General features: G+C 69.9%; 13 protein-coding genes. 6 read left to right on the top strand and 7 right to left on the bottom strand.

Translation table 11 applies throughout. The features are described from left to right. Window positions 1–133: 133 nt before the first annotated feature. Genes ACFXP5_RS02785 through ACFXP5_RS02770 form a run of 4 tightly spaced genes read right to left on the bottom strand, consistent with a single transcriptional unit; the run spans window position 134 to window position 3,487 of the window. Window positions 134–1,009: a 3-methyladenine DNA glycosylase gene (locus ACFXP5_RS02785; protein WP_394543418.1), complete on the bottom strand. Its 876-nt coding sequence runs from the start codon at window positions 1,007–1,009 to the stop codon at window positions 134–136. Beyond that, window positions 1,006–1,719 carry an SOS response-associated peptidase gene (locus tag ACFXP5_RS02780; protein ID WP_394543417.1) on the bottom strand — a complete coding sequence of 238 codons (714 nt, stop codon included), beginning with the start codon at window positions 1,717–1,719 and terminating at the stop codon, window positions 1,006–1,008. Before ACFXP5_RS02780 ends, ACFXP5_RS02785 begins: the two co-directional genes overlap by 4 nt. 32 nt (window positions 1,720–1,751) lie before the next feature. Beyond that, entirely contained in the window at window positions 1,752–2,798 is a 1,047-nt protein-coding gene (locus tag ACFXP5_RS02775; protein WP_394543416.1) for an App1 family protein, read from the bottom strand. A gap of 5 nt (window positions 2,799–2,803) precedes the next feature. Next, on the bottom strand, window positions 2,804–3,487 hold the full coding sequence (locus tag ACFXP5_RS02770) for a DedA family protein (protein ID WP_394543415.1): 684 nt from the start codon (window positions 3,485–3,487) through the stop codon (window positions 2,804–2,806). 41 nt (window positions 3,488–3,528) lie between these two features. On the opposite strand from ACFXP5_RS02770, the gene ACFXP5_RS02765 reads away from it, so the two are divergent. From ACFXP5_RS02765 to holA, 5 genes are all read left to right on the top strand, one after another. Then, window positions 3,529–4,833 (top strand): anthranilate synthase component I family protein, encoded by a 1,305-nt coding sequence (locus ACFXP5_RS02765; RefSeq protein WP_394543414.1) that lies wholly within the window; start codon window positions 3,529–3,531, stop codon window positions 4,831–4,833. Window positions 4,834–4,913: 80 nt separating this feature from the next. Continuing rightward, a complete protein-coding gene (gene leuS, locus ACFXP5_RS02760; RefSeq protein WP_394543413.1) occupies window positions 4,914–7,493 on the top strand; it encodes a leucine--tRNA ligase in 2,580 nt (859 codons plus the stop codon). A 116-nt stretch (window positions 7,494–7,609) separates the two neighbouring features. Next, the gene (locus tag ACFXP5_RS02755) at window positions 7,610–8,221 is read left to right on the top strand and encodes a ComEA family DNA-binding protein (protein WP_394543412.1); all 612 of its coding nucleotides are present in this window, start codon (window positions 7,610–7,612) and stop codon (window positions 8,219–8,221) included. Continuing rightward, window positions 8,218–10,548: a ComEC/Rec2 family competence protein gene (locus ACFXP5_RS02750; RefSeq protein ID WP_394543411.1), complete on the top strand. Its 2,331-nt coding sequence runs from the start codon at window positions 8,218–8,220 to the stop codon at window positions 10,546–10,548. Before ACFXP5_RS02755 ends, ACFXP5_RS02750 begins: the two co-directional genes overlap by 4 nt. 9 nt (window positions 10,549–10,557) lie before the next feature. After that, the gene (gene holA / locus ACFXP5_RS02745; RefSeq protein ID WP_394543410.1) at window positions 10,558–11,595 is read left to right on the top strand and encodes a DNA polymerase III subunit delta; all 1,038 of its coding nucleotides are present in this window, start codon (window positions 10,558–10,560) and stop codon (window positions 11,593–11,595) included. Between the two features lie 102 nt (window positions 11,596–11,697). Here holA and rpsT read toward each other — a convergent pair whose 3' ends face one another. The 3 genes from rpsT to ACFXP5_RS02730 all read right to left on the bottom strand — a co-directional run bounded on the left by rpsT (window position 11,698) and on the right by ACFXP5_RS02730 (window position 17,823). Further along, window positions 11,698–11,958 carry a 30S ribosomal protein S20 gene (gene rpsT, locus ACFXP5_RS02740; RefSeq protein WP_394526780.1) on the bottom strand — a complete coding sequence of 87 codons (261 nt, stop codon included), beginning with the start codon at window positions 11,956–11,958 and terminating at the stop codon, window positions 11,698–11,700. A gap of 116 nt (window positions 11,959–12,074) precedes the next feature. Further along, window positions 12,075–12,794, bottom strand: coding sequence for an alpha/beta fold hydrolase (locus ACFXP5_RS02735; protein WP_394543409.1), 720 nt, complete (start codon window positions 12,792–12,794; stop codon window positions 12,075–12,077). 64 nt (window positions 12,795–12,858) lie between these two features. Continuing rightward, complete coding sequence (locus ACFXP5_RS02730; RefSeq protein WP_394543408.1) at window positions 12,859–17,823, bottom strand: ExeM/NucH family extracellular endonuclease; 4,965 nt, start codon at window positions 17,821–17,823, stop codon at window positions 12,859–12,861. A 176-nt stretch (window positions 17,824–17,999) separates the two neighbouring features. Between ACFXP5_RS02730 and ACFXP5_RS02725 the strand changes: the two genes are divergently transcribed. Then, on the top strand, window positions 18,000–19,148 hold the full coding sequence (locus tag ACFXP5_RS02725; protein WP_394543407.1) for a pyridoxal phosphate-dependent aminotransferase: 1,149 nt from the start codon (window positions 18,000–18,002) through the stop codon (window positions 19,146–19,148). The last annotated feature ends 12 nt before the right edge of the window (window positions 19,149–19,160 follow it).

Here is a 19,160-nt window from a genome sequence, read left to right as displayed (position 1 = left end):
CGAGACGAAGCGCGGCGGTGGGAGGTGCGCTTCGTCTCGTCGCTGCGCTCCTCGCTCAGCGGGCGAACAGCGGGCGCCGGGCTGCCTGCGGACGCTGAGCGAGCGTAGCGAGACGAAGCGCGGCGGTGTGCGCTCAGGCGGCGATCGCGAGGGCGTCGAGCAGGCGCACCCGCACCGCGTCGGCACGGGCGGTGAACTGCCGCTGGTGCCGCACGTACTCGGCCTTGCCCTCGGCGGTTTCGATGGCGACCGGCTCGTATCCCCACGCCGTGAGGTCATACGGCGAGGCGCGCATATCGAGGGTGCGGATGTCGCGGGCGAGTACGAACGCGTCGAGCAACAGCTCGCCCGGCACGAGCGGCCCGAGCTTCACCGACCACTTGTACAGGTCCATACCGGCGTGCAGGCACCCGGGTTGCTCGCGCGCCACCTGCGACTCGCGGGTCAGCGCTTCGCGATTGCGTCCGACGGCATCGGGAGTGAAGAAGCGGAACGCGTCGAAATGCGTGCACCGGAGATCGGATGCTTCGACCACCGCGTCGGTCTCCGCCGGGCTGAGGCGCAGCGGCACGTCATGACGGAGCTCCGCATCGCGGTAGACCATCGCCCATTCGTGGAGTCCGAAGCATCCGAACACCGCCGGTCGCGAGATCGTCGCACGCAGCAGCCGGCCGACGGCGTCGACCAGCTGTCCGCGATCGGCGAGGAAGGCAGCGGTGTCGACCGAGGCGCCCCCCGCGAGCGGGCGATACCAGCGCCACTCGACGCGCTCATCCGCCCCGCCCAGCACCACACCGGCCCCGGGATGCCAACGGCGCAGGATCGCGGGCTTGTAGGAGTAGTAGGTGAAGAGGAAGTCGTCGACCGGATGCTTCTCACCGCGGCCGGCGCGCCAACGATGCGCCGCCGTCAGCTCCTGCGCGCGAGCGGCGTGGGCGTCGGCATCGGAGCGCCAGACATCTTCGGCGACAACCTGTTCGGCGGCGGCGTCGGTGTCGAGCAGCGTCACCCGGTGACCGGTTCGATGAGCTCGGGGGAGTCGTTGCGCACGTTGCCCACCGCCTTGGACACGACGTGGTTGTCGAGCGTCTCGGCGACGTCCGGGGCCGCGTCGATGGCGGCGTCAAGCACATCGCCGACGTTGTCGGTCGACGGATCGAGCCACGCGTCGGCGAAGTCGGGGTCCATGAACAGCGGCATCCGGTCGTGGATCGAACCGAGGCGCCCGATCGAGTCCCGCGTGAGGATGGTGAAGCTCAGCGTCCACCGAGCCGGATCGTCGTCGGGGAGAGCGGGGTTCTTCCACCACTCGTAGAGTCCGGCGAAGAACAGCGGAGTGTCGTCGGCCGGGTGGATGTAATGCGGCACCTTCGCATCGCCCACCTGCTTCCACTCGTAGTAGCCGGACGCGGGGACGACGGCGCGCCGCTTCTCGAGGGCTCCTCGGAACATCGGCTTGTCTTCGAGCTCCTCAGCGCGGGCGTTGAAGGCGCGAGCGCCGATCTTCGTGTCCTTCGCCCAGGACGGCACGAGCCCCCACCGAGCGGTGGCCAGCCGACGGGTGGGCGGGTCGGTCTTCGCGGAATCCAACACGATCGCGACCGGGTCTGTCGGCGCGATGTTGTACGACGGCGCCGGGAGATCGTCGCTCTCGACGTCGACGCGCAGCACGCCGACGAGCTCGGATCCGACATTGGCCACCACGAATCGCCCGCACATGCTCCCACCGTACGCGGGGCCGCGGACACCCGTCAGCGCTCGGGCGCATCCTTGGGGAAGATGCCGACACTGGACAGGCGGTCGAGGAGCCCGGCGCCGTCGCTGCCCGACACCCACGGCACTTCGGCCGCGGAGTGATCGTCGACCACGGTGCGTCCACCCGCCAGGACGGCCTCAGCGGGTGACAGGCGTCGGATCGCGACGGCAGCAACGGCTTCGGGATGCTCGATCGCGAAACCCGTGTAGATGGCGTCGTCGTGCTGGCCGTCATCACCGACGAGCAGCCAGCGCACGTTCGGGAACTCCTCGGCGAGGCGCCGAAGGTTGGAGCGCTTGTGGTCCTGGCCGCTGCGGAACCAACGGTCGTGCGTCGGACCCCAGTCGGTGAGCAGGATCGCGCCCGAAGGGTAGAGGTGACGGCGCAGGAATCGGATCAGGGTGGGGGCGACATTCCAGGCCCCGGTCGAGAGATAGATGACAGGGGCGCCCTGGTGCTCACGAGCGAGACGCTCGAGCAGTACGGCCATCCCCGGCACGGGTTGGCGGGCGTGCTCGTCGACGACGAACGAGTTCCACGCGGCGAGGAGGGGCCGGGGAAGGGCCGTGACCATGACGGTGTCATCGACATCAGACACGACGCCGAAGCGCACGTCCGACCCCACGATGAACACGCGGGTCTCGATCGGTTCCCCGCCCTCGACGGCGACGGTGATCGTCTGCCATCCGGGCTCGAGGTGGGCGGGCAGAACGGTGTCGAGCACACCACCGCGGTCGGCCACCACCTCGTGCCGCTCGCCGTCGATGGTCACCGTGATCTGCGCGAAGCCCACCGGGACGGCGGCGAAGCTGCGCCATCCGCGCACGCTCGCGTAGTCGCCGTTGAGGCCCTTCTTGGAGGGCGGCACGATCAGCGCGCGTCCGAGGACGCGCACCCACTGCTCGCTGCCGTAGCCGGGGAACCCGGTCACGGTGGGCACGTAGCCCCGCCCGCGGGCGCGACGTTCTCGCCACGAGTGGAAACGACGTTCGAGGCGGGCGAGCCACATCACTTGTGGACGCGGGGAAGCGGCGGAAGGCATCGGGGTCAGTCTTCCACGTCTGCGTCGTCGTCCAGGGACGCGGCGACCGGATCGGCATCGAGATGCTTGCGCTCGACCCGTTCGATGACCTTCTTGCCGACGAGGACGAGCACGAGGAACAGCGCGATGACGCCCACGAAGATGTACCCCGCGAAGTGCAGGGTGTCGGCGAGTTCGCGGTAGGTTCCCGCCGCCGCTGCCGCGACGGTGATGTAAAGCGTCGTCCAGACGACGCAGGCGGGCACGGTCCAGGCCAGGAAGCGGCGGTACGAGTACCCGCTCATGCCGACCGTGAGCGGTACCAGGGAGTGCAGCACCGGGAGGAAGCGCGACAGGAAGATGGCCACGCCGCCGCGCCGTCGGAGGTACCGCTCGGAACGTTGCCAGTTCGCTTCGCCGATGCGCCTCCCGAGCCGCGAGGCGCGGATGCGAGGGCCGAGATAGCGCCCGAGGGCGAAACCGATGCTCTCCCCGACGATCGCGCCCACGATCACCGAGACACCGAGCAGCACGCCTTCGAGCGGGGAGGACACCGCTGTGGCCGCGACGATCACGACGGTGTCGCCCGGGAGGACGAGGCCGACGAGCACGCTCGTCTCCAACAGGATGGCGAGACCGGCGAGCACGGTGCGCACCGCGGGGTCGACACCCTGAACGGTGTCGAGCAGCCAGGTGAGAACCTCGTTCACGGGGTCAGCCTAAGTGCGCAGGGCCCGTCTAGCCTGGGAACGTGTCGCCCTCCCTCTCGGTCACCCCGCTCGCACGGTGGGTCGATCCGCAGGACGCCTACGACGCGCTCGTCGCCGACGACCCGCACGGGTTCTGGCTCGACGCCGGCCCGGGGGCGTCGTCGGGGTGGAGTTGGCTGGGCATCGGGGTGCCCGAGCACGACGGCTCGCGCGTGCGAGCGGTCGATCTCACTGCGAGCGCCGAGGGTGAGACCCGAGGTGGTCCATTCCGTGGCGGCTGGGTCGGGTGGGCGGGCTACGACGACGCCGCCGAGCGTGCCGGTGCACCGGCTCTGCCCTCCCCGTATCCGGGCGAGCTGTGGCTGCGGGTCGATGCCTTCCTCGCCTTCGACCACGAGCGCCGGGAGGCCTGGGCGTGGGCCCCGTCGGCCGACGCCGCCGAGCGAGTGGCGCGCGACGCGCTCGAGAGGAACCAGATGGATGCTTCGACGGCGGACGCGCCCGCAGCATCCCTCGCCACCTCCCCGCACAGTCCCGCCGCCTACGGGTACCTGGTGGAGGAGTGCAGGGCACGCATTCGCGAGGGGGACGCCTACCTGCTCTGCTTGACCACGCGCTTCGACGTGACGGGCGAGGTGGACGCGCGCCGGGTGCATCGCCGCCTTCGTCAGGCGTCGGGCTCCCACCACGGCGGGCTCGTCCGCGGCGGCCCGACGGCGCTGGTGAGCGCGAGCCCCGAGCGCTTCCTCGATGTCGTCGACGGGGTCGTGCGCACGCATCCCATCAAGGGAACGCGTCCGCGCGACGCCGACCCGGCGGTCGACCGCGCGCTGGCCGACCAGCTGCTCGCCGATCCGAAGGAACGCGCCGAGAACACGATGATCGTCGACCTGATGCGCAACGACCTCGCGCGCGTCTGTGCTCCGGCGACCGTGCGGGTGGAGCGCCTGCTCGAGGTGGAGAGCTACCCGGCGGTGCACCAACTCGTGAGCACGATCGCGGGAGTCCTCCGACCCGCGACGACGCTCGGGGAGCTGTTGGCCGCGACCTTCCCGGCCGGCAGCATGACGGGTGCGCCGAAGCTCTCGGCCATGACGATCCTGCGCGAGCTCGAAGCGGAACCCCGCGGGGTGTATTCCGGATGCTTCGGATGGGTCGGCGACGACGGGCGAACCGATCTCGCGATGGTCATCCGCAGCATCGTGGTGCACCCGGGCGGCGCGAGCGTCGGGGCGGGCGGCGGCATCACCTGGCTCTCGGATCCGGCCGCCGAAGTGCGCGAGGTCGGGTGGAAGGCGCGGGCCCCGCTCGCGGCTCTGAACGCCCGCCTCCCGCCAGGCTGGTGACCCGGCTGGCGCAGATGCGATTCCGGTAGCCTGGACGGCGCGCCCTGCGCGTGATCCGACCCCCACGATTGGCTCTTCCTTTGTCCCAGCTCTCCACGCCCCCCACTCCCGCAGATGCCGGCGGTTTCGACGTACACGGCATCCAGCAGAAGTGGCAGCAGCGGTGGGAACACGCCGATCCGTTCCGCGCCGGGAGCGACGGTGACACCCGCCCCCGCAAGTACGTGCTCGCGATGTTCCCCTACCCCTCGGGCGACCTGCACATGGGGCACGCCGAGAACTACCTCTACTCGGACATCGTCGCGCGGTTCTGGCGGCACCGCGGGTACAACGTTCTGCACCCCATCGGGTGGGACAGCTTCGGTCTGCCGGCGGAGAACGCGGCGATCCAGCGCAAGGCCGACCCGGTGCAGTGGACCTCGGCCAACATCGCGCAGCAGAAGAGCAGCATGAAGAACTACGGGGTGTCCTTCGACTGGAGCCGCGTGCTGCACACGAGCGACCCGGAGTACTACCGCTGGAACCAGTGGTTGTTCCAGCGGCTCTATGAGCGGGGTCTCGCGTACCGCAAGGACGGCGCCGTCAACTGGTGCCCCTTCGATCAGACGGTGCTCGCCAACGAGCAGGTCATCGACGGGCGGTGCGAGCGGTGCGGCCACGAGGTGATCAAGAAGAAGCTCACGCAGTGGTACCTGCGCATCACCGATTACGCCGACCGCCTGCTCGACGATCTGAACCAGCTCGAAGGCTTCTGGCCGCAGAAGGTCATCCAGATGCAGCGCAACTGGATCGGCCGCTCCGTGGGCGCGGACGTCGACTTCGAGATCGAGGGCCGGGCCGAGAAGGTCACCGTCTTCACCACGCGCCCCGACACGCTCTACGGCGCGACCTTCTTCGTCGTGGCCCCCGACTCCGACCTCGCGCAAGACCTCGTGGCGGGCGCATCGGCGGCCGCGCAGGAGCGCTTCCGCGACTACCTCGACGGTGTGCGCAAAGCGACCGACATCGAACGCCAGTCCAGCGACCGTCCCAAGACGGGTGTCTTCCTCGAGCGCTGGGCGATCAACCCGGTGAACGGCGAGCGGATGCCGGTCTGGGCGGCCGATTACGTGCTGGCCGACTATGGCCACGGCGCGGTCATGGCCGTGCCCGCGCACGACCAGCGCGATCTCGACTTCGCCCGCGCCTTCGACCTGCCGATCAAGGTCGTCGTCGACACGACGGCTCCCATCACCGGCGCGATCCCCGTGATCGAGCTCGATGACGACGGTGTGCCGATCGATCCGGGCGGAGACTCGCTCGATGACCTGAACCCCGCCCGGACGGGAATCGCTCTGGCGGGCGAGGGGCGTCTGATCAACTCCGGCGCCCTCGACGGGCTGTCCAAGCGCACCGCGATCACGCGCATCATCGAGCAGCTCGAAGCATCCGGTCGGGGACGTGCGGCCAAGACGTACCGGCTGCGCGACTGGCTCATTTCGCGCCAGCGGTTCTGGGGTACCCCGATCCCGATGATCCACACCGAGGACGGCCGCATCGTGCCCGTGCCCGACGACCAGCTGCCCGTGCGGTTGCCGGCAGTGGAGGGTCTGGACCTCACCCCCAAGGGTGCGTCGCCGCTGGGAGCGGCGAAGGAGTGGGTGGAAGTGGCCGATCCCGTGACGGGTGAGCTCGCGCGGCGCGATCCCGACACGATGGACACCTTCGTCGACAGCTCCTGGTACTACATGCGCTTCCTGTCGCCGGGCGACACGACGCAGCCGTTCTCCTCGCGCGAGGCCGACAAGTGGGGGCCGGTCGACTTCTACATCGGCGGGGTCGAGCACGCGATCCTGCACCTGCTGTACGCGCGCTTCGTCACGAAGGCCATGTTCGACATGGGGATGGTGGAGTTCACCGAGCCGTTCAGCAACCTGATCAATCAGGGCATGGTGATCCTCGACGGCGCCAAGATGTCCAAGAGCAAGGGCAATCTCGTGCTCTTCCAGGAGGAGCTCGACGCCCACGGCGCCGATGCCCTGCGCGTGGCGCTGGCATTCGCCGGGCCCGTGGAGGACGACAAGGACTGGGCTGACGTCTCGACCACCGGTGCTACCAAGTTCCTCTCCCGCGCCCTGCGGATCGCGCACGACGTGGACAGCTCGCGCGATGTGGTCTGGGCGGAGGGCGACCCCGCCTTGCGTCGGGTCACGCATCGCCTCTGGGCCGATGCGCCGGGCCTGATCGAGCACACGAAGTTCAACGTCGTGGTCGCTCGACTCATGGAGCTCGTCAACGCCACCCGCAAGGTGATCGACACGGGGGCGGGTGCGACCGATCCCGCCGTGCGGGAGGCGGCCGAGGCGCTCACGATGGTTCTCGACCTCTTCGCGCCCCACACGGCCGAGGAGATGTGGGAGATCCTGGGCTATCCGCCCTTCGTCGGGCTCGTGGGGTGGCGTCAGGCCGACCCGACGCTCCTCGTCGAAGACTCCGTGACGGCGGTCGTGCAGATCGACGGCAAGGTGCGCAGCACCCTCGAGGTCCCGGCTCGAATCGAGGCGGCGGAGCTCGAGGCGCGAGCACGAGCGGACGAGAAGGTGCAGCGCGCGCTGGGCGATCGCGAGATCATTCGCGCCGTCGTGCGCCCGCCGAAGGTCGTCAGCTTCTCGACCAAGTGAACCGAGCGCGGGCGGCAGCAGCATCCGCTCCTCCCCAGCGCCTCATCTGACGCTCCCGTCCCCGAGAGCTGCGGAGTCGCCCGTCGGGGGATCCACGACTCCGTAGCCTCGCTCGGGTGGCACGCGACCGCGACACCCCTGCGTCCCGTCGTCTCGGTGTCGGGGCGATCGTGGTGCTCGTGCTGGTCGGCTTCGCCGTCACGGTCGGGATCGGCATCGTGCGCGGCGCCGGTGGGGGAGGCGCTGCGATCGTCACACCGTCGGCGACGGCGAGCAGCGACGGCGTCGTCGCGGGTGCCGCGTACGTGCACGTCGCCGGGGCGGTCGCCTCGCCGGGGCTGTACCGCCTGACGAGCGGTGCCCGCGTGGTCGATGCGGTCGCCGCGGCCGGGGGCTTCGCTGCCGACGCCGATGCCTCCGCGGTGAACCTGGCCCGCACCGTCGATGACGGCGAGCAGATCGTGGTGCCGGTCGTGGGGGCCGCACCGCCCGCTGCGCCCGCTCCGGGCGGTGCCGGGGCGCCTGGAGCAGCCGGCGGGGTGATCGATCTCAACGCCGCCGACGTCGCCGCGCTCGACACGCTGCCGCGCATCGGGCCGGCCCTCGCTGAGCGGATCGTCGCCTGGCGCACGGACAACGGCAGGTTCACGAGCGTGGACGATCTGCTGAGTGTGCCCGGCATCGGGGAGAAGATCGTCGACGGCCTCCGCGAGCTGGTGCGCGTGTGACGCCCGAGCGCCGCACCCGACGGCTGCGTCTGGTGCCGGCAGCAGCCTCCGCCTGGGCCGCCGCAGCGCTGTGCGTCTGCCTTCCGGACGCGAGTGGGTGGGTCGCGGCCTGCGGTGTCGGGGCCACGGCGGTCGGCATCGTGCTCGTCGCGCGCACGAGGCAGGCGGGAGCAGCCGTCTTCGCGGTCGCGGGGCTGGCGGTGGCGGTGGTCGCAGCTCACGTGGTCATCGCGCAACCCGGGCGCGACGCCGTCGGCCAGCTCGTTCCTGGCAGCGGACGGGCGGTCGTGGTGGATGCTGTCGTCGCGGGCAAGCTGGAGGCGACGAGCGGGGGAGACGTCTGGTTCGATGCCCTCGCCCAGCGGGTCGCGGCGGGGGAGCGCACGCTCGAGGGCGCGCACCCGGTGCGCGTGGGGGTCAGCGCGGCGGAGGTACCCGCCCTGGCTGAGGTGGACATCGGGACGTCGGTCTCCGTGCACGCCTCGACGATCCCGCACGATGTCGGGGAGCGCGCGGTACTCGTGCTGCGTGCCCACCGGGTCGAGGTCGCGGGCGATGCCGCGGCGGCTCCGCTGGCTCTCGCGTCGTCGCTGCGGCGCAGCCTCGTCTCCTCCGCCTCGACGCTGCCCGCTCCCGGCGCCGCCCTCGTGCCGGGGCTCGCGGTCGGCGACACCTCGGCCGTCGATGCCGCCCTCGACGCGCAGATGAAAGCGTCGTCGCTCTCGCATCTCACGGCGGTGTCGGGCGCGAACTGCGCTCTCGTGGTCGGAATCGCCTACGGTGCCGCGGCGTTGTGCGGCGCGCGTCGCGGGATGCGCGTCGCGGTGGCCCTCGTCACCCTGGGCGGCTTCGTGCTGCTCGTCACCCCCGAGCCGAGCGTCGTACGCGCGGGAGCCATGGCCGCCATCGCCATGCTGGCTCTCGCGCTGGGTCGTGCAGGGGCGGGCCTCAGCGTGCTGTGTCTCGCTGTCGTCACCCTCTTGGCCGTCGATCCGTGGCTGTCGGTGTCGCTGGGCTTCGCCCTCTCGACCGTGGCGACAGCATCTCTTCTCGTCGTCGCCCGTCCGCTCGCGGCAGGACTGTCTCGCTGGATGCCGCGACCCCTCGCCCTCGGACTGTCCGTGCCTCTTGCCGCCCAGCTCGCTTGCGGGCCCCTGTTGGTGCTCGTCGACCCGCACGTCCCGCTCCTCGGCGTCGTCGCGAACCTCTTGGCAGCACCCGCGGCGCCCCTCGCGACCTTGGCAGGGTTCGCCGCGTGCCTGTTCGCCCCGTTGCCGTGGGTGCAGGACGGCCTCGCCGGGATCGCGTGGCTTCCCGCGTCGTGGATCGCCGGCATCGCGCAGACGGTTGCCTCCTTCCCCGGGCAGCGGATGCCGTGGCTCGACGGGATGATGGGAGTGGCAGCGCTGGCGGCCGTATCCGCAGGCGTGGTCGTGGTGGTGGCGGGAGGAACGGAGCACCCGGGGAGGCGGGTGTTCCGCGCAATCGCCGGGCTGGTGCTGGCCGTGGTGGTGGGGGTCGGCGGCGGACAGTCGGTGCTGCGGACGGTCGCCGGGCCGCTCACCCTGCCCGCGGAATGGGCGGTGGCGGCGTGCGAGATCGGGCAGGGCGATGCGGTGCTCGTTCGCTCGCGCGCCGCGGTCGCGCTCATCGACACCGGGCCCGACCCGGCCTTGCTGAGGGCATGCCTCGATCGGTTCGGGGTGTCGCAGCTCGACCTGCTGGTGCTGACCCATTTCGACCTCGACCACGTCGGTGGTCTCGCTGCCGTCATCGGACGAGTCTCCCGAGTCGTGCACGGTCCGCCGGACGGCGGCGACGCGCAGCGCGAGCTCGATAGCCTCGCGGCCGCCGGCGCCGAGCTGCATCTCGCCGAGCCGTCGATGCAGGGTCTGCTCGGCGACGCGCGCTGGCGGGTGTTGTGGCCGCCGTCGGAGGCGGCGCCCGGCAACGACGCGAGCGTCGTGGTGGACGTGCGCGGGGGAGCGCTGCCGACGATGCTCTTCCTCGGTGACCTGTCGGCCGAAGCCCAACGGGGTCTGCAGCGCGCGAACCCGTTGGGCCGCTACGACGTGGTCAAGGTCGCCCATCACGGCAGCGCCGACCAGGATGCGCGCCTCTACGCCGTGACGCATCCCGTGGTGGGGCTGATCCCGGTCGGGCAGGACAACGATTACGGCCACCCGCGGGACTCGCTGCTGTCGACACTCACGTCCTTGGGCACCGCGGTGGCCCGCACCGACGAGAACGGCGTCGTCGCCGCCTGGAAGGACCAGGCGGGGTACGTGCACCTCTGGCGCGAACGCGAGGTCGCAGCCGATCATTAGGCTGGAGTCATGACACCCGCTCCGCGCCGAGGCGCCCCCGCGAAGGCACGGTCGGCGATCCCGCAGGTGTCGTGGCGCGAGCCCAGGCCGGCGCCGATCGTCTTGATCTCCGGCCCCGAAGAGGTCTGTGCCGAGAGGGCGATCGCCGGGCTCCGCGACTACCTGCGCGCCGAAGACCCCAGCCTCGAGATCGCCGACGTCCGTGCCGACGATTACACCGCCGGCACCCTGCTCACGGTGAGTTCTCCGTCGCTGTTCGGGGAGCCGCGGCTGGTGCGCATCGCGGGCGTCGAGAAAGCATCCGACACGTTCCTCGCCGAAGCGATCTCCTACCTCGCTCAGCCGCAGGAAGGCGCCACGGTCGTGCTGCGCCATACCGGTGCGAGCGTCCGCGGCAAGAAGCTGCTCGACGCGGTGCGGGCCGGCCAGGGCGGCGGCATCGAGATCGCGTGCGCCGCCGTCAAGCGGGACAGCGACCGGTACGACTTCGCCGCGGGGGAGTTCTCCACCGCGCGGAAGCGGATCGCCCCCTCCGCGCTGCGCACCCTCGTCTCGGCGTTCGCCGACGACCTCACCGAGCTCGGCGCGGCGTGCCAGCAGCTCATCTCCGACGTGCCGGGTGACATCGACGACCGGATCGTCGAGCGCTATTACGGCGGGCGGGTCGAAACCTCCGCCTTCGCCGTCGCCGACACCGCCATCGCGGGGCGCTACGGAGACGCATTGCTGGCGTTGCGCCACGCCCTCGCGTCGGGCGCCGACCCGGTGCCGCTGGTCGCCGCCGTCGCGATGAAGCTGCGCACGATGGCGCGTGTCGCCGGCAATCGCGAACCGTCATCCGCTCTGGCGGCACGGCTCGGGATGAAGGACTGGCAGGTCGATCGAGCGCGGCGCGACCTGATGGGATGGTCGCAGACCACGCTCGGGATGGCGATCCACGCCACCGCTCGCGCCGACTCCGAGGTGAAGGGCGCGTCGCGCGACCCCGTCTTCGCCCTCGAGCGCATGATCACGGTGATCGCCACGCGCGCCCCCTACGGCAGCTGACCGCTCAGCTGGTCGGGGCGCGCGAGCCCCCGGGGACCATTCACCGGGCGCACGAAGAAGCCCGCCCCGCGAACGGGACGGGCTTTCTCGAAGGGATGCTGCTCAGAGAGCGGCGACCTGCTTGGCGATGGCCGACTTGCGGTTCGCTGCCTGGTTCTCGTGGATGACGCCCTTGCTCACGGCCTTGTCGAGCTTCTTGGACGCCAGCACAAGCGCGCGCTCTGCAGCGGCCTTGTCACCGGCGGCGATGGCCTCGCGGGTGCGACGCACCTCGGTGCGAAGCCCGCTCTTGACGGCCTTGTTGCGCTCGCGCGCCTTCTCGTTGGTCTTGTTGCGCTTGATCTGCGACTTGATATTCGCCACGTTCGACGGTCTTTCGTTCGGAGGATTTCGGTCAGTTGCCGAGAGACAGAAGAGGGCTGTCGCATCGGCGATCGTGAGGGTTGGGAAGCCCACACGCAAGCCAAGGACCGAGTCTATCAGGTCTGCTCGATCGACGTGATGGCGAGGTTGATAACGGCGTTGAAGACGGCCGGGCGCATCGCCGTGACGAGATGCGTGGTGCGCGGGACGACGATCAACTCGGCGTGCGGCACCGTACGGGTGAAGAGGGCCTCGTTGATGCGCATCTGATCGTACTGACCGTTCACGAACCACAACGGCACGCGGATGCTGCGCAACGCCGTCATGAGATCGAGGATCGAGAGGCTGGCCAGCGCGGTGTGCTGAGCGTCGAAGGCGTAACCACCGGCGCCGAAGTCGTCACGCGTGTCTACCGGAAGTGTTCGAGCGAGGACGTACTCGGTCAGCGCCGCGCCGCGACCGGGCAGGGAATCGAAGCCGCGGATGAGCGCGCGGTAGGCGCGCAGTCCTGCGCCGCGCGGGATGGCCGTGCAACCGGCGCCGATCATCCCGGCGAGCGGGGGAGCGACCTCGGATCCGGCGTACTCGAGCGACAACAGGCCGCCCATCGAGTGCCCCACCAGAAGCACCGGCCCCTGCTCCGCAGCATCCCGAACGGCACGGTCGATCGTGGCGAACGCTTCGTCGAGGGTGAACTCCTCGGCACGCCGGGTGCCGTGACCAGGGAGGTCGACCGCGACCGCGCGGTTTCCTCGTTGGGACAGGTACTCCAGCTGGGGGCGCCACATGCTGGCCGACGTGCGGATGCCATGAACGAACACCACCCCGACCGACATGCTCCCAACCTACGACGCGCCCCCCGCTCGACCGAAGCCGAGCGGGGGGCGCGTGCGTCTCGGACTAGCGCGCGAGGGGTGAACGCCGCCGGGTGGCGTAGATCAATCCGCCGGCGACCAGCAGCATTCCCGCTGCCAGCGCCATTCCGAGGGGCAGTTCCGAGCCCGTGACCGCGAGCATGCCGTTCGCAACGACCGTCACGTCTACGCGGATCGGCAGTTCGCCCTCGGCCGTGACCACGAGCTCGTGGGCGCCCAGTGCGAAGTCGGCCGGGATCGCCATGAGGAAGCTCGTGCGTCCCGAGGCGTCAGCGGCGGGAATCCCCGTCGCGACGATCGGATCGCTGAACAGCGTCGCGCCGATCTGCTGTCCCGGCTCCAGACCGGTGACCGTGACGGTCAAGGTGCCGCCCTGCTCGACGGGCTGTGGGTTCACCGTGACGGTGGCCCAGCTGCCGTTCGGTGCCTCGGCGCCGGGGTTGCCCGTACCGGGTGACACGGATGCGAGGACCGAGAGCGGCACCGTGACCTCGGTGCCCGCGACGTCCGTCGTCAGCACGAGAGATGCCGAGCCGTCCTGCTGGTCGGCGGGAACGGTGACGGTGACCTCCGCAGACCCGCCCACGACGGGGAAGGAATCGAGTTCCCGCCCACCGAGCGTCGCCGTGATCTCGGTGACCTCGGGGCTGCCCAGGCTCGTCATGTTGAGGTTCGAGACGGTCAACGAGACCTCGGCGCCGGGAGCAACCGTCTCGGGAGCCCCCTGTACCGACACTGCGTGCTTCTCGAACGACGGCTCGACCGGCGCGGTCGCGCTCATGGTGCTGAGGTAATCGATCCACGCGACGTGGTCGAGCAGGCCGGTGTCGACGTAGTCGCTTCCTTGCGCGAAGGCGCGGAAGTTGTCTCCGCTGCCCGTTGCCAGGAACGAGAGCGTGCCGACGCGATATTCGGCTGCCGGGTCGAGCGCAACACCGTCGACCGTGACCGACGTGATCCGGTCGCCTTCGGGGCGGGTTTCGTCGAACGTGTACGTCACGTTGTCCGAGAGGCCGAGCTGCAGGTAGGGACGGGAAGGAACCGTACCGTCCGGGCTGCGCTGCCACTGCTGTTCGAGCACGTCGGTGAACTCGGCACCGGTGAGGGTGATGAGCGCCATCGTGTTGTTGAACGGCAGGACGGCGTATGCCTGGCCCCACGTGATCGTGCCGTCCGGAACCCCGGCCACGGCCGTGGACCCGAACTCGGCCTGCGTGTCGTACAGGTCGGCGCGAAGTCCGCCCGAGTTCGTCACGCCGATCTGCGCACCGTCGGGGAGTTCCGCGAGGTTCGAGCGGATCGACTCAGCGACCAGGTTGCCGAGCGACGATTCCGCTGCGCGGTTGTCGCGGGTGCCCCCGGTCCACACGCCGTCGATGAACGAGCCGCCGCCGAACGCCGTCGTGATGTCGGAACCCACCTGAGCGACGGGCTCGTTGGCGACCTCGGCGAACTCCGCGATCGCGGCGCGAACGATCTCGTCCACTTCAGCGACTCGCGGGTAGTCGGCGATGAGGTCGGCGGCCGGTGTCTTCGTCTGCGGGATGTTCTCCTGCGTGTGCGCGAGGACCTCACCGGTCTCGGGATCGACGGAGAGCGTGATCTTGCCGATGTTCTCTCCGTACGAGCCGGTTTGCACGACGGGACGCGTGCGGTCGGTGCCGGGGATCTCCGCGGACCACGCGTACTGCTTGTGCGTGTGTCCGTTGAAGATCGCGTCCACCTCGGGCGCGGTGCCGGTGACGATGTCGGCGAAGGCGCCGCCCGCGGCGACTTCCTGCTCGAGGGTCGCTTGGTCGGGTGTTCCCGCGCCCGCGCCCTCGTGGTACAGAGCCACGATCACGTCGGCTTCGCCGTTGGTCTCGATACCGTCGCTGAGCTGGGCGCTCACGCGGTTCACGGCTTCGACAGGGTCACCGAAATCGAGAGTGGCGATTCCGGTGCCGGAAACGAGCGACGGGGTCTCTTCCGTCACGGCGCCGATGAAGGCGACGGTCAAGCCGTCCGCATCGAGCACCTCGTACTCCTGGAGGGCCGGGGTCTTCGTGCCCTTCTGGTAGACGTTCGCGCCGAGGTGCGAGAAGTCGGCGGCATCCTGGACGCGTCCGGTCAAGTCTGCGAAGCCCTGATCGAATTCGTGGTTGCCGACCGCGGTGGTCTGCAGTTCGAGCGCATTCAGCACGTCGATCGTCGGAATGTCGCCGGCGAGCGACGAAACCGGAAGGGAAGCGCCGATGTTGTCACCGGACGACACGAAGAGCGTCGGGCCCTCGGCCTGTGCGCGCTGTTCCTCGATCGTGCCGGCGAAGCCCACTGTTCCGGGAACCTCGGCCTTAGCGGGAACGGCCGGCGTCGTGCCGGATGCGGGAACCGCCGGAACCGCGGGGGTGACACCCGTGATCCGACCGTGGAAGTCGTTGATTCCGAGCAGGGTGAGCTCGACCGGCGCGTTCGGGTCGGCAGCGAGGCCGACCTTGATCGGGTCGTGGTCGGACGAGCGGTAGGGGCTGTCCTCGTGGAACGACGTGGCGAAGTAGTTGTAACGGCTGTATTCCAACGCGAGCGCTTCGCCCGAGTTGATGTTCCAGATGTCGCCGCCGGTGTTCCGCTCGCGTGCAGCCTCGTTCATGAGGATGTGGTCGAGCGACCCCGACAGGCCGCTGAAGGAGTAGCTCGACTCGTCGAGTTCGAGAACGGCCTCAGCGTCTTCGTAGCCTGCGCCGTAGAAGACCTGCATCGGGTCTTCCTGGCCGTAGGAGTTGAAGTCACCGACGAGCAGCACCGATTCGGTGTCGCCCTGGATCTGCTCGACCCACGCGGTGAGCGCGGTGGCCTGACGGACACGCGACTCGTTCGATGCACCCTGCAGGTCACCGGTATCAGCGTCACCCGGCCACGGGCCGGCCGAACCCTTCGACTTGAAGTGGTTGACGACGAACAGGAATTCCTCGCCGCCGTCGGCGGGTTCGAAGACCTGGGCGATGGGCTCGCGGGCGTTGCCGAAGGCCTCGTTGTCGTCCGACTGGTCTCCGAGTGCGCGGGAAGCTCCGACCGGCTCGACCGCTGCCGTCTGGTAGATGATCGCGTTCGTGATGACGTCGCGGGTGGATGCTGCGGGCAGCTCGCTGGACGACGGAATGAAGTCCCAGACGTCCGACCCGGCGTCGGCGTTCAACGCAGCGACCAGCGAAGCCACGGCCTCGTCGGTGGTCTCGCCGAGCGCCGCCGAATTCTCGATCTCCATGAGACCGACCACCGAGGCGTCGAGGGCGTTGATCGCTTCGACGATCTTCGTCTGCTGGCGGTCGAAGTCTTCGGCATCCCACGCGCCGCGCTGGTCGCAGCCGCCGCTGACGTTGTTGCGCTCCGTGCCATCGCGGCTCTCGTAAGCGGTGCAGGTCGAGGTGTCAGTGCCCAGGGTCGTGAAGTAGTTGAGCACGTTGAACGACGCGACGCTCACGTCGCCCCCGACCGGAGCCGGAGCGGGGGTGCGCGGGGTGGTGAAGGTCACTCCGTCGTTCGCACCGGTGCCGTCGCCGACGAGGTGCTCGGTGGGGTTGAACTTCCATGCCCCGAAGCTCCAGGCGACGACGACGGGCTCGTCGAACGTGACGCTCCCGCCGACGGAGATCGGCTCGGTCAGGGAGATGTAGGGCGGCGTGAGGGCGGAGCCCGCAGCGGTGTCGAAGTTGGTCGTCGAGGCGTCGTCGAGCACGATTGCCCGGGCGGCGTTGTCGGCGGTGACCGCGGCGGCCTCCGGCGTGCCCGGGCGGGCGACGTCGGTGGGCTGGCGGAGCGGCTCGGTGCCTGTCGCGAGACCGATCTCGCCGTAGTTGCCGGTCGAGTAGGTGTTGCTCACCGTGTAGTCACCCTGAGGCTGCACGAGCATCGACTCGAGCGCTTCGCGGCGGTCGGACTCGCGGGGCCACGCCACGGCGGCAGGCACGACCGCGGGTGCATCCGCGATGACCGTTGCGCCATTCGCGGCAGCGGTGATCTGCGTGGTTCCGTTGAACTCGCTCACAGCTCCCGTGACGCGCACGGTGTCGCCGAGTGCGACGGCGTTCACGCCGGCGGGGGAGTAGACGAAGACGGCGTCCGAGGCAGTGTGGCTGGCCCAGTCGAGCGCGCCCCCGCTTCCGGCCGTCTGAATGATGTAACCGTTCAGGCCACCCGTGGGGTAGCGCGCAGTCACCACGCCCTCGGTCGTGACCGTCTGTCCGGCCAACGGAGACGTGTCGGTGGTTCCCTGGATCTCATCGATCGCCGCGACGGTCGGCTCCGCGGGCGGGTCGGTGGGGTCCGGATCCGGCTCCTCACCCGCACCGGAGTTCGTGGGGGTCGGAACGCCGGCGGCGAAGTCGGCGCCGTTGTTCGCTGTGTTCGTGTGCGCAGCGTTGCGCGAAACGCTGGTGCCATTGCTGGGGGCCGGCGCCGCGCCGGCGCCGGCGAAGACGTCAGCGGAGCCGTAACCGACGAAGTCCACAACGGTCGGCTCGGTCATGGGGTTGCCCGACCCGGTGAGCTGCGTGGTCGAGTTGACCAGCGCGATCTTGCCGTTGGCGCCCGACATGTTGATGCCGCCGGTGAGGTCAGGCGTCGGCAGGTCGGCCCCGACGCTTCCCCCCGAGAGAGAGACCAGCAGGGTGCCGTCCGCCGCGATCAGCCCCGTCAGGTCGAGCTTGTTGTTCCACGAGGTGCCGCTGGCGCTCGCGTACTGCAGGCTCCAGCCCTGCAGGCTGACCGCTGCATCGCTGACGTTCGTGAGCTCGACGAAGTCGTTCTTGAAGGCGGCGCCGGAGTTGCCGCCGCCGCCGTACACCTCGTTGATCACGACAGCGGCCGTGGGGCTGACAGCGGCCTGGGCGGGCAGCGCGGCGGCGAACGACCCGAGGGCCAGCGCAGCGACGAGGGCCGAGGCGGCTGCCGCCCGACCCCTCCCGCCACGGGTGCTCTCGATGCGGTCGGTGGTCGGGGGATGCGACGTCACAGTCTTGTCTCCTGGCTCGGGCGCACACGTTGCGCCCCACGCGGGGGTCATGAAGGTCAGGGGGACCTGGTTCGATCTTGCGGGATAGGTCGGACATCGGCGTTTCCCGAAGATGAACAGTGTGTGTCGGCGGTCGTGGGCGATGACCGCGCGGAGCAGCGAAATAGGATTTCGCCATGCCCGCCCTTCCCTCCCACATCGCCGAGATGCCCGGATCGGGCGTGCGGCGCATCCTCGAGGTCGCCCTGCAGCGGCCGGGCACGATCGTGCTGGCCGTCGGCGAGCCCGACCTGGCCGTGGCGCCGCCCGTCCGTCTCGCCGCGGCTGAGGCGTGGACCCGCGGGGATGCCCGCTACACCCCGAACGGCGGGATCCGCCCGCTCCGTGAAGCGATCGTGCGCAAGCTGTCGCGGGAGAACGGTCTCGAGGTCGACGTCGAGCAGGTGTGGGTGACGGTGGGTGGCACGCAGGCCCTGCACCAGGCCATGACCCTCGCGCTCTCAGCGGGCGATGAGGTGCTCGTCCCCGACCCGGGCTACACGACCTTCCGCATGAACGCGGCCATGATCCAGGCGACGGCGGTCGGGTACGTCCTTCGAGCCGAGAACGGCTTCGCACCGGATATCGCTGCTCTCGAAGCGCAGGTCGGCCCGCGCACCCGAGCCATCGTCATCAACAGCCCGTCCAATCCCCTCGGGGTGACGTACCCGGCATCCGTCATCGAAGAACTCGTGCTGTTCGCCCGCCGGCACGACCTGTGGCTCATCAGCGACGAGGTCTACGAGAGGTTCACCTGGGGCGCGCCGCACGTGAGCCCCGCGACCTTCGACGTCGATGGACGCGTGCTGTCGGTGTTTTCCACGAGCAAGACGTATTCGATGACGGGCGCGCGTGTGGGCTGGCTCGTCACCCCGCCCGGCTGGCGCGATGTCATGCTGCGCGTGCAGGAAGCGGCGATCAGCTGCGTCGACACCCCGGCGCAGTACGCGGCGCTGGCCGCGATCGACGGGCCGCAGGACGCCGTCGTCGAAGCGGGCGCGCACTACGCGGCGAACCTGCGTGCTGCCGAGGAAGTGCTCACCGCCCGCGGGTTCCGCTACCTTCCCCCGACGGGCGCCTTCTACCTCTGGGTCGACATGTCGCACGTGTCCGAGGGGGACGTCGAAGCCTGGTGCCGACGGTTCCTCGACGACCAAGGGGTCGCCGTCGCGCCCGGGTCGGCGTTCGGTGCGGAGGGCGAGGGATGGATCCGCATCTGCCTCGCCAGCGCCCGCGAACCCCTCCTCGAGGGCCTGCGACGTCTGCCATCGCCCGCGCGCCCGTAGAATCGACGGAAC

Source organism: Microbacterium hanjuni, assembly GCF_043556395.1.
GTDB lineage: Bacteria > Actinomycetota > Actinomycetes > Actinomycetales > Microbacteriaceae > Microbacterium.
This window is presented reverse-complemented; position numbering and strand designations above follow the sequence as displayed.

Bases quoted from the DNA above. Each gene is read 5' to 3' on its own strand.
- ACFXP5_RS02780 (WP_394543417.1), bottom strand. From the start codon at position 1,719: ATGTGCGGGCGATTCGTGGTGGCCAATGTCGGATCCGAGCTCGTCGGC.
- ACFXP5_RS02775 (WP_394543416.1), bottom strand. From the start codon at position 2,798: ATGCCTTCCGCCGCTTCCCCGCGTCCACAAGTGATGTGGCTCGCCCGC.
- holA (WP_394543410.1), top strand. From the start codon at position 10,558: ATGACACCCGCTCCGCGCCGAGGCGCCCCCGCGAAGGCACGGTCGGCG.
- ACFXP5_RS02735 (WP_394543409.1), bottom strand. From the start codon at position 12,794: ATGTCGGTCGGGGTGGTGTTCGTTCATGGCATCCGCACGTCGGCCAGC.
- ACFXP5_RS02725 (WP_394543407.1), top strand. From the start codon at position 18,000: ATGCCCGCCCTTCCCTCCCACATCGCCGAGATGCCCGGATCGGGCGTG.